This is a genomic window from Cyanobium sp. BA20m-p-22 (genome assembly GCF_024346275.1).
Lineage (GTDB): Bacteria > Cyanobacteriota > Cyanobacteriia > PCC-6307 > Cyanobiaceae > Cyanobium_A.
This window is the reverse complement of sequence record NZ_JAGQCQ010000099.1, coordinates 1-10,995: the sequence shown is the minus strand read 5'-3', so window position 1 is coordinate 10,995 and position 10,995 is coordinate 1. Positions and strand designations below refer to the sequence as shown.

General features: G+C 65.6%; 9 protein-coding genes. 1 reads left to right on the top strand and 8 read right to left on the bottom strand.

The features are described from left to right. Positions 1-141: 141 nt before the first annotated feature. Both clpB and KBZ15_RS10015 read right to left on the bottom strand, forming a co-directional pair. Positions 142-2,766, bottom strand: coding sequence for an ATP-dependent chaperone ClpB (gene clpB, locus KBZ15_RS10020; RefSeq protein WP_255015065.1), 2,625 nt, complete (start codon positions 2,764-2,766; stop codon positions 142-144). A gap of 120 nt (positions 2,767-2,886) precedes the next feature. Beyond that, entirely contained in the window at positions 2,887-3,150 is a 264-nt protein-coding gene (locus KBZ15_RS10015; protein ID WP_255015064.1) for a hypothetical protein, read from the bottom strand. A gap of 68 nt (positions 3,151-3,218) precedes the next feature. On the opposite strand from KBZ15_RS10015, the gene KBZ15_RS10010 reads away from it, so the two are divergent. Beyond that, entirely contained in the window at positions 3,219-3,410 is a 192-nt protein-coding gene (locus KBZ15_RS10010; RefSeq protein WP_197150654.1) for a hypothetical protein, read from the top strand. Positions 3,411-3,504: 94 nt separating this feature from the next. Here the strand turns inward: KBZ15_RS10010 and KBZ15_RS10005 are convergent, their stop codons facing one another. The 6 genes from KBZ15_RS10005 to KBZ15_RS09980 form a co-directional block, all read right to left on the bottom strand. Further along, on the bottom strand, positions 3,505-3,846 hold the full coding sequence (locus KBZ15_RS10005; RefSeq protein ID WP_197150651.1) for a c-type cytochrome: 342 nt from the start codon (positions 3,844-3,846) through the stop codon (positions 3,505-3,507). A 104-nt stretch (positions 3,847-3,950) separates the two neighbouring features. Further along, positions 3,951-4,961 (bottom strand): NAD(P)-dependent oxidoreductase, encoded by a 1,011-nt coding sequence (locus KBZ15_RS10000; RefSeq protein ID WP_255015063.1) that lies wholly within the window; start codon positions 4,959-4,961, stop codon positions 3,951-3,953. After that, the gene (gene hemE / locus KBZ15_RS09995) at positions 4,958-6,016 is read right to left on the bottom strand and encodes a uroporphyrinogen decarboxylase (RefSeq protein WP_255015062.1); all 1,059 of its coding nucleotides are present in this window, start codon (positions 6,014-6,016) and stop codon (positions 4,958-4,960) included. The genes KBZ15_RS10000 and hemE overlap by 4 nt, the downstream gene beginning before the upstream one ends. 26 nt (positions 6,017-6,042) lie before the next feature. Further along, positions 6,043-8,325, bottom strand: coding sequence for a 1,4-alpha-glucan branching protein GlgB (gene glgB, locus KBZ15_RS09990; RefSeq protein WP_255015061.1), 2,283 nt, complete (start codon positions 8,323-8,325; stop codon positions 6,043-6,045). A gap of 42 nt (positions 8,326-8,367) precedes the next feature. Then, a complete protein-coding gene (locus tag KBZ15_RS09985; protein ID WP_255015060.1) occupies positions 8,368-9,147 on the bottom strand; it encodes a DUF3887 domain-containing protein in 780 nt (259 codons plus the stop codon). A gap of 27 nt (positions 9,148-9,174) precedes the next feature. Next, complete coding sequence (locus KBZ15_RS09980; RefSeq protein WP_315859871.1) at positions 9,175-10,830, bottom strand: CocE/NonD family hydrolase; 1,656 nt, start codon at positions 10,828-10,830, stop codon at positions 9,175-9,177. Positions 10,831-10,995 lie beyond the last annotated feature (165 nt).

Below are 10,995 nucleotides of genomic sequence, written 5' to 3'. Positions count from 1 at the left end.
CTGAGCCGGCCAATGCCCTGCCGGCCAAACTTCCACCCTTCGACTTCTCCGCTGCCTTGGCTTCATGGCCCGGCCGATTCAGCTGTGCCGTAAACGACGGAGCTGGGCCGAGACCCCGGCCATTCGCCAGGCTCTCGCGGCCTAAACCAGCACCGGCAGCTTGGCCGGATCGATCTGCTGGAAGCGCAGCCGCTCCTGCTCCACCGCCACGGCGATGGTGTGGCCGCCGCTGAATTGGCCGCCCAGGATGGCTTTGGCTATAGGGGTTTCCAGTTCCCGCTGGATGGCGCGCTTGAGTGGCCGGGCCCCATAGACAGGGTCATAGCCCACTCCTGCCAGCCAGTCGAGGGCATCGGCGTTGAGCTGGAGTGTCAGCTTTTTATCTTCCAGGCGCCGGGCCAGGCGTTGCACCTGCAGCTCCACGATCTGGCGCAGTTCCTCCTGCTTGAGGCTGTGGAAGATGATCGTTTCATCCAGCCGGTTGAGGAATTCGGGCCGGAAGTGGCCCCGCAGGGCCTCGTTTACCCGGGCTTCCATCTCGCCGTGGCGGGCTGGATCCCCGGCCAGATCGAGAATTGAGCTACTGCCGATGTTGCTGGTGAGGATCAGCACCGTGTTGGTGAAATCCACCGTGCGGCCCTGACCATCGGTGACGCGGCCGTCATCGAGGATCTGCAGCATCACGTTGAACACATCGGGGTGGGCCTTCTCCACCTCGTCAAACAGGATCACCGCGTAGGGCCGGCGCCGCACCGCTTCGGTGAGCTGGCCGCCTTCCTCGTAGCCCACGTAGCCCGGAGGCGCGCCGATCAGGCGGCTCACGGCGTGCTTCTCCATGTATTCGCTCATGTCGATGCGCACCATCGCCTCCTCGGAATCGAACAGCTGGGAAGCCAGGGCCTTGGAGAGCTCGGTTTTGCCCACGCCGGTGGGGCCGAGGAACAGGAAGGACGCAATTGGCCGGTTTGGATCGCTCAGGCCCGCCCGGGAGCGCTGGATCGCATCGGCCACGGCCGTTACGGCCTGGGCCTGACCGATCACGCGGGTGTGCAGCTCATCTTCGAGCTGAAGGAGTTTCTCCATCTCGCTCTGCACCAGCTTGGCCACTGGGATGCCGGTCCACTTGGCGATCACCTCGGCGATGTCGTCTTCGGTGACCTCCTCGCGCAGCAGACTCTTCTCTCCGGCTGCCCCGCCGGCATTGAGCTCCTCCTCCTTGGCGGCGAGCTTCTTGTGGAGGCCGGCCAGGGTGCCGTATTCAAGTTCGGCGGCCTTGTTGAGGTCGTAGTTGCGCTTGGCCTGCTCCACCTGCAGCTGCACCTGCTCGATCTCCTCCTTGATGGCGCCGAGTTCATCGATCGAACCCTTCTCTTTTTGCCACTGGGCATTGAGGGCGCTCTGCTGCTCGCTCAGGTCGGCGAGCTCTTTTTCGAGTCGCTCGAGCCGATCGCGGCTGGCGGCATCGGATTCGCGCCCCAAAGAGAGCTTTTCCATCTCCAGCTGGAGAATGCGGCGATCGAGTTCGTCGATTTCCTCCGGTTTGGAGGTGATCTCCATCTTCAGGCGGGCGGCCGATTCATCCATCAGGTCGATGGCCTTATCCGGCAGGAAGCGATCGGCGATGTAGCGGCTGCTGAGCACGGCGGCGGCCACCAGGGCGTTGTCGGCGATGCGCACGCCGTGGTGCACCTCATAGCGCTCCTTGAGGCCCCGCAGAATCGAGATGGTGTCTTCCACCGTGGGTTGATCCACGAACACCTGCTGGAAGCGGCGCTCCAGGGCCGGATCCTTTTCGATGTGCTGGCGGTGCTCATCGAGGGTGGTGGCACCGATGCAGCGCAGTTCGCCTCTGGCCAGCATGGGTTTGAGCAGGTTGCTGGCATCCATGGCTCCGCCGGTGGCACCGGCCCCCACCACGGTGTGGATCTCGTCGATGAACAGCACTATCTGGCCTTCGGAGGCGGTGACCTCCTTGAGCACGGCCTTGAGCCGCTCCTCAAACTCGCCGCGATACTTGGCGCCGGCGATCAGGGCGCCCATGTCCAGCGACACGAGCTGGCGGTTTTGCAGGGCCTGGGGCACGTCGCCATTGACGATGCGCTGGGCCAGACCCTCCACGATCGCGGTTTTGCCCACGCCGGGCTCGCCGATAAGCACCGGGTTGTTCTTGGTGCGGCGGCTGAGAATCTGGATCGTGCGGCGGATCTCCTCGTCGCGGCCGATCACCGGGTCGAGCTTGCCTTCGCGGGCCGCCTGGGTCAGGTCGCGGCCGTATTTCTCCAGGGATTCGTAGGTTCCTTCGGGGTTCTGGTCGCTCACCTTCTGGCTGCCTCGGATGGCCTGTACTGCTTCCTTGAGTTTGTCGGAATTGGTGCCGGCCTGCGACAGCAGCTGCTTGCCGCAGCGGTCATCGATGGCCAGGGCCAGCAGCAGGTGCTCGATGGCGATGTAGCTGTCGCCGTAGGCCCCCTTGAGGCTGTCTGCCTGATCGAGCACGGTATTGAGCCCCTTGCCGAGATAGACGTTCTCGGCTGCGGCGCTGAGGCTCGGTTGGCCTGCGATCCAGGCCTCCAGCTTCTGGCTCAGGCTGCCCACATCCACCCCGGCCTTCTCCAGGATGCGGCCGGCCAAACCCTGCTGGGCCAGCAGGGCCGCTAGCAGGTGCTCGCTCTCCATCTGCTGCTGGCGCTTCTGCTGGGCCAGTTGCTGGGCAGCGACCACGGCGCCCCAGGCCTTTTCGGTGAACAGTTCGGCGGTGGGATGCATGGGAACCTCTGGAATGGAGCCGTGCTTCAAAGCTATGGGCAGAGCCAGAAGCTGGCACCCCGGGAGGCCGAATCAGCTGGGCGTGAGAACCGGCCTATGGAGGCGGTCTATGGCAGTGGCCTATGGAGGCGGCAGCTGAATCACCCCGGCATCGGGATTGCAGAGCCGGAGCGGACAGCCATCGGCCCCATAGACCGCATCGGCGGGGGAGAGGCAGCCCATGGCGTTCTTGGCCTTCACCTGATCGGGCTGGATCCGCCTGGGTTGGAGCAAGCGCTGGCCTGGCGGAACCACCAGGGGGCAGGAGTCCCCGATGGGGGATTGGGCCAGGGCTGGGGCGGCGCTGGCGAGCAGGGCGGCCAGACCAATCAGGGCAGCCAGCATGCTTTACAGAGGGTTGGGACTCAGGCCACTCTGGCCTAGCACCGGGATTGCTGGCGTTGGCTGACGTGATGGATCCGTTAATTGAGCGGCTTGCTGCCGAATCCTGCGAGTTTGACTCCACCGCCCGAGACCCTGAACGCAATTGCTGGATGGTTGTCCATCGCCATGTGCATGGGGTGCTCCCCAGCGAGTACGACATCCGCGAGGTTCCTGAAGATCTCTACTTAGCCGTTCTGGCTGCCAGGCGCGGCCGGGAGTGATTTAGGCGCTCCAGGCCAGGCACCAGCCCCATTAAAAAAGCCCCGGCTGCTGCCGGGGCTTCGCTGAAGCGGTGAAGCTGATCGGGTTAGCTGATCAGGCCCAGCCCTTGGCGGACATCTCTTCGACGTAGGCGGCCACGTCGGCGATGTCGCCTTCGCTGAGCTTGCCACCGAAGGCAGGCATGGCGTTTTTGCCGTTGGTCACCTGGTAGGCAATGGCGGATTCATGGTCGCTGGCGTAGTTGGCCAGGTAGGCCTCGAGGGCATCCTGCTTGAGGGTGCGCTCGGCATTCACCACGTTGCCGCCACCCATGTGACAAGCCGCGCAGTTGGCGGAGAAGATCTGGCCGCCGTGGGCCGCATCGGCGGCGAAGCTCGGGGAGGCACCCAGCACGAGCGCCAGGCAGAGGGCAATCAAAGAGAGGAGTCGGCGCATGGGAGGGCGCTTAAAGCATGGGCTACTTGTCGAAATTAAGTGGTGATGGGGCCTGTTGTGACCCCAGGCAATCAGGTTCGCAACATTTGCAACCCAGGGCCGGCTCAGGAGCCTGGCCGCCCCCGGTGGGGAAGCCGGGCCTGCTCAAATACCGCCGCCAGGCTGGCGGCATGGCTCACCAGGCCGAAGCGCTCTGGCGGACTCACCGGCTCGTGTACGAAATGGCGCTGGCGAATCGAGAAGCGATCCCAGGCGTTGACCTCGATGCGCAGCAGCTTGATCAGGGTCTCGATCAGCGCCCCCTGGAGATTGAGGCCCAGGGGCGGCCGCCAGCTGCGGCGCCAGCGGCACAGCTGGCTGACCGTGGCATCGACGCTGATGGCGGGCTGGCCCAGCACCAGGCGCCGCAACGCACCCTGACCCGCCTCCTGGTTGCTCTGATGGGGTCTGGTGGCCAGATGGCAGCACACCTGGGCGATGTCGGCGGCGTGGATGAAGTGGAAGCTGGCATCGGCCCGCAGCCATTTCGCCAGCCACAGCCAGCGACAGGCCTCGCTCAGCCCCGCCGTGAGGTAGCTGGTGGGGAAGGGCCCCTTTCCATCCACCGCACCGCCGAACACCAGGGTGGGAAAGACCGCCACGATCCGCGCGGCCAGGGGGTGCTGCTCCAGCTGCTGCAGGCAAAGGGCCTTGGTTTGGATGTATTCGGTGCCCTCGCTGAGGGCCTCGGGCAGCAGCTCCAGCTGCCGGTTGAGCAGGGAAGCGGTGGAGAAATAGATCACCTGCTCAAGCCACTCCGGGCTGGTGAAGGCCAGCAGCTGCTTCACGGCCACCACGTTCACCGCCATGGCCCGCTCCGGGTCGCCCCAGGCAGTGGCCGTGTGAATCACCCGGGTGGCGGTGGCGATCGCCCCGGCGTGGGGGGTGAGCTCCCGCAGGTCTGCCACCAGCAGGGTGATGCGGGGATCGTTGGCCGGAACGGCGGTGAGCTTGGCCGGATCGCGTAGCAGCAGCAGCAGCTCGGCGTCGGTGTCACGGTAGAGCTGGGCGGCGATGTGCTGGCCGACGCAGCCCGATGCCCCGGTAATCAGGATCCGGGATGGGGCGGCCTTCAAGCCAGGGCTCCGAGGCGCTCCATCACCGATTTACCTGCCTCAAAAAAGGCGCGGCCATTCTCTTCCGGGGTACCCGGCAGGATGCCGTGGCCGAGGTTGAGGATGTGCCTGCGGCCGCGGGCCTTGCGCACGGTGTCGTCGATGCGATCGCGGATGGCCTCTGGGGTGCCAAACAGCAAGCCGGGGTCCACGTTGCCCTGCACTCCCAGGTGCTCGGGCAGGCGGGCCAGGCCCTCAGCCATGTCCACGGTCCAGTCCAGCGAAATAATGTCGACGCCCGTGCGGGCCATGCGCTCAAGCACGCCGGCGCTGCCGGAGATGTAGAGGATGAAGGGGGTATCGGGATGGGTCTGCTTGACCAGATCCACCACCTTCTTCTGGTAGGGCGCCGCGAAGGTGTCGTAATCCATGGGGCTGAGCTGGCCGGCCCAGGAATCGAACATCTGCACCACCTGGGCACCCGAATCGATCTGGAAGCGCAGGTAGGCGGCGATCGATTCGGCGAAGTGATCCAGCAGCTTGTGCAGCAGCTCCGGCTCCTGGAAGGCCATGGCCTTGATCACTGCATAGTTCTTGCTGCTCTTGCCCTCCACCACGTAGGCGGCCAGGGTCCAGGGGGCACCCACAAAACCCAGCACGGCGGCCTCGTTGCCCACGGCCTGGCGCAGGCGCGTCAGCACATCGCCGACAAAAGACATGCTCTCGGCCGGCTGCAGCGGCCGCAGGGCCTCCACCTGGGCCAGGCTGCGGATGGGCTCCTGGATCAGGGGGCCCTGGCTCTCGACGATGTCGAAGTTGATCCCCATGCCAGGCAGCGGCGTCAGGATGTCGGAGAAGAGGATCACGCCGTCGGGTTTGAAGGCGTGGAAGGGCTGCATCGAGATCTCAAAGGAGAGATCGGGGTTCTCCGAGCGCTCGCGGAAGCCGGGGTGGCGGTCGCGCAGGTCGCGGTAGACCTTCATGTAACGGCCGGCCTGGCGCATCATCCACACGGGCGGCCGCTCCACCTTCTCACCTCGGGCGGCGCGCAGCAGCAGGGGGGCGGTTTCTGTCATGGCTGAAAGCGGCACGGAGCGCGAACCTACCCGAGCGAGTTGACGCTGCGTTTTTCGTCGCGGCGGAACACCAACACGCTCAGGGGCGGCAGGCAGAGATCCAACGACTGTTCGTAGCCGTGGATGCCCCACTCGTCGGTGAACTTGCCGCCCAGGTTGCCCAAGTTGCTGCCGCCGTAGCGCTCGGCGTCGGTGTTGAAGGCCTCCTCGTAGAAGCCCTCGAGCGGCACGCCCACCCGGTAGTGGGAATGGCTCTGGGGGGTGAAGTTGGCCACCACCACCAGCCAGGAGCCGGTGGCGCTTTCGCGCCGCATAAAGCTGATGATCGAGTGGCGATTGTCATTGCAATCGATCCACTGGAAGCCGAATTCGCTGAAGTCATCGCCCCAGAGGGCCCGCTCCGACTTGTAGAAGACGTTCAGGTCATCCACCAGGTGCTGCAGGCCCTGGTGGGCTTCGTGTTGCAGCAGGTCCCACTGCAGATCCCCCCACACATTCCATTCGGAGCGCTGGCCGAATTCCATGCCCATGAAGATGGTCTTCTTGCCTGGGTGGGTCCACATGTAGGCCAGCAGAGCCCGCACATTGGCAAACTTCTGCCAGTCGTCACCGGGCATCTTGTGTAGCAGGTGGCTCTTGCCGTGCACCACTTCGTCGTGGCTGAGGGCCAACATGAAGTTTTCGGTGAAGGCATACCAGATCGAGAAGGTGACGTTGTTCTGGTGGAACTGGCGAAACCAGGGATCCAGCTCGAAGTAATCGAGCATGTCGTGCATCCAGCCCATGTTCCACTTGAGGTTGAAACCCAGGCCGCCGATGTTGGTGGGCTGGGTCACCATCGGCCAGGTGGTGGATTCCTCGGCGATCGACAGGGCGCCTGGGAAGTGCTCAAACAGCACGTGGTTGGCCTGTTGGAGGAAACGCACTGCTTCGGTGTTTTCACGGCCGCCGTGTTCGTTGGGCAGCCACTCACCATCGGGGCGCAGGTAGTCGCGGTAGAGCATCGATGCCACCGCATCGACGCGGATGCCATCGATGTGGAATTGCTCGAACCAGAACACCAGGTTGGCCACCAGGAAGTTGCGAACTTCGTTGCGGCTGTAGTTGAAGATCAGGGTGCCCCATTCCTTGTGCTCGCCGATGCGTGGATCGGCGTGCTCGTAGAGGTGGGCCCCATCGAAGAAGGCCAGACCGTGGGCGTCCTTGGGGAAGTGGCCGGGCACCCAGTCGAGGATTACGCCGATGCCCTCGCTGTGGCAGCGGTCTACGAAGGCGCGGAATTCATCCGGGCTGCCGAAGCGGCTGGTGGGGGCATACCAGCCCGTCACCTGGTAGCCCCAGGAGCCATCGAAGGGATGCTCGGAGATCGGCATCAGCTCGAGGTGGGTGAAGCCGCGGGCTTTCACATAGGGGATCACCCGATCGGCGAGCTCCGGGTAGGTGAGCAGGCGGGCGCCGGGTTTGAGGTCGGCGGCGGGTACGGGTGGCCGGGGGGTGCCGTCGGCTTCGATGTAGGGCTGGTCGGCAGCGCCGTGCATCCAGCTGCCCAGGTGCATCTCGTAGACGGAAATCGGCTGATCGAGGGGATTGCGGCTGTCGCGCTCCGCCATCCAGGCGGCATCGGCCCAGCTGTGGCATGAGGGCGCTTCGACGATCGACCCGTTGTTGGGCCGCACTTCATGGCGGCAGCCGTAGGGATCGGCCTTCTGGTAGCAGTGGCCGTTCTGGGCCCGCACTTCATATTTGTAGATCTCGCCTGGCTCCAGCCCCGGGATGAACAGTTCCCAGGTGCCCCCCAGTCGCGATTGCATCGGGTGGTGGCGCCCATCCCAGCTGTTGAAGTTGCCGAGCACCGCCACGCTGCGGGCGTTGGGTGCCCATAGGCAGAACTGCACGCCGCTGACGCCGTTCTGCTCCACCACATGGGCGCCCATTTTGCGCCAAATGTGATGGTGATTCCCCTCGGCGAACAGCAGCCGATCCAGTTCACCCATCCACTCACCACGGAAGGCCCAGGGATCGTGCTGAACATGTTCAACCCCGCCCCGCACCACCCGCACCTGGTAGCCCATGCCCGGATCGCTGCCCAGTTCGACCTCATGGATCCAGGGATGGTTGGGGGTCTGCATCGCCAGGGCCTGGCCGTCGAGCAGCAGCTCCACCATCTCGGCCTCAGGCATCCAGATCCGCACCACCCAGGCTTCGCTCTCGAGGAGCTGGGGACCCAGCACGGCGAATGGATAGTCGTGGCGGCATTCCGCCAGCCGCTCGGCGTCCTGCACCATCCAATCAAGGCTGAGCACGGACATGAACCAGCAGCGAGCGATCAGCGAGCTTAGGCCGCAGCGGGTTCAGGGAACGGGCTTTGGGCTGACCGGGTCACTGGGGAAATCGACGCCAATGATCTGATTGTTGTTGTCGAGAATCACAAACAGCGAATCGCTCAGTCGGTTGAATTCGGTGTTGACCAGAACCAGGTGCTGGTCAGAGGTGCTGCCCGCTTCCACAACCTTGTTGATGCGCACAAAATCTCCGGTTTGGCGCTGCAGCTGCTGCCAGCGAGCCTGCAGGCTGGCGACGTCGATCTCCCGCTGCATTTCCAGGCTCAGAAAGCTGCGGGCGGAGATGAAGTGGCCACTGCTGAGGGCCGCGACAAATTTCCTGGCCACCAGGCTGGGGGCCTGATCGGTCAAATCGATGTGATAGCCGCTGATCTGACCGGCGCCATTGAGCACCAGGAACACCTCCTGCTTGCCGGCGCTCGTGTTGAGACTGACCTCCACGGTGGTGGTGCGCAGGCCGCGCTGGACGCTGAGCAGCTTCCAGCTCAGCAGTTGGGGCTGGGTTCGCATGGTGGCTGCCACCATCGATGGGCTGCTGGCTGCCTTGAGTTCAGGGGAGAACTGGCTGTAGCGCAGGTTGGCATCCCGGCTCTGCACCGCCTTCAGGACCCGGTTCGCAGCCGCCCGCGCCTCCTCCACACTGAGACCCGGCAGCTTGCTTTCAGCGGCCTGCTCCTGGGCCGCCAGCCCGGTTGCCGGAAGGCCAGGCCCAGCTCCCATGCAGATGGCGGTGGCCAGGGCCAGGAGAGCGAGGCTGGCTGAGCGGCGAGGGGAGCGCAGGTGGCGCATCAGGATCGGGGAGACAGTGGAAGAGGCTCAGTTTGCCCCAGGCTCTCCATTTGGCCCAAAGTCTTCTTCAGCACCAAGATCTAGATCCAGCAGCGGCATCAGTTCCAGGCTCGACCCCTGGAGATCGAACCTGAGGCTGATCACCCGGTGGCCGGGGCCGCTGGGCCCAGGGGGATCGTCGCCATTGCCAGGGTTGACGCCAATCTGGGGCCAGGCCGCCCCCGCCAGGGAGAGCCGCAGCCGCTGGCCGGCGGCCAAGCTGGCCAGCAGGGGCTGCAGTTGCACCAGCAGCACCGAGCTCTGGCCGGGCTGCTGGTGGCAGCGGGCCATGCCGGTGCTGAGCTGGAGGACGCTGGCGTCCGTGCTGTCGAGCACCGATAGGGCTGCGCAGAGGTCGAAGCTCGGCTGGTCGGCCTCCACGGCAATGCTCAGCCGCGGCCGGCCCTCAAGCCGCAGCGGCCGGGGCAGGGGCGCGCTGGTGAAGCAGGCCACATCCCCACGTTGGTCGATGTCGCCCCGCTGGCAGGGTCCCGGGTCGAGCCCCAGGTGTCCCCCCCTGCCCGGAACTGGTCGCCAGGGATCGTGCACCAGGGTCACCTCCCCCCAGCTGGCCTGGGGGGAAAGCAGCTGGCCCTCCTGGGAATCGATGGCGGCGAGTCCGCCGCTCGCCAAGCCCCAGACCGGCTGGCTGGATCGTGCTGCCGGCGCCTGCCAGCTATGGCTGCTGGCGTCTTCCAGCAGGGCTGGGGCGAGCAGCTCAGGGGGGAGGGGCTGGCGGCGCAGATGGTGCTGGAAGAAGGCCAGCTGCAGCCGATCGATGCCCCCCTGCCAATTGGTATGACTCCAGGCGCCGATCCGCAGGGTGGGTAGGCCGCCGGCGAGGCGGGATTGGGCCCAGAGGTCCAGGATGCCGCCCAGGTGGGGGTCCCACCAGCCTCCGATCAGCAGCATCGGCTGGCGCAGCAGGGTCGGGGGCGGCCGATGGCAGGGCCAGTTGCCGTTTGCAGGCTCCAGCAGCCAGCGCCTGGCCATGCCCTCGGGATCATGGCGCTCCAGCAGTTCCAGCCCCTCTTCCAGAAAGCTGCCCGTTTCCAGGCTGCGCCTGATCGCGCGCCAACCGCTGCCATCGCCCCGCCTCTGGCAGCGCTGGGCCGCCAGTTGCAGCCCCCAGCCCAGGCCCAGGGCCCACCAGTGGGCGCCCCCTGTCACGGCCCAGTCGGAGCACTCGTTCAGGCCGGTCATGGCCGGTGCCAGGCAATCGGGGATTGCCGTGGGGTCGTCGCTGAGCAGCTGGGTCAGGCCCTGGTAGGAAAAGCCGTAACAGCCCACCTGGCCGTTGCTGCCCTCAAGCTGGCGGGCCCAGCGGATGCTGTCGGCCCCATCGGCGGCTTCCTGGGCAAATCCCCCGAACTCGCCGCCGGAGTCCCCCTTACCCCGCACGTCCTGCACCACCACCAAGAAGCCGTGGGAGGCATACCAGCTCGGGTGGGCGTAGGTGATGGTGGAGGCGATTGCCCGCCCGTAGGGCTGGCGCATCAGCAGCACGGGCCAGGGGCCTGGTGCCTGAGGGCTCCAGATGCGACTGGCCAGGCTGATGCCATCGCGACAGGTCATCCCTTGGTCCTGCCAGCGCACTTGGTCTTGCCCGCGCACCCCGTAGCGGCCAGGGGGCGGGGCCTTCACTCAGCGCACATCGGGGCAGTGGAGCCCGATTACATAAGTGGTGAGCACCTCAGCGTCCATGGGGCTGAGGTTTTCCTGTCGGGCAATCTGGGCGACGGCCTGCTGGGAGGTGGCTGAGAGCCCCTGGGCGTTGAGGTTGCGCAGCTGGGCGCAGATGGCCTTGGC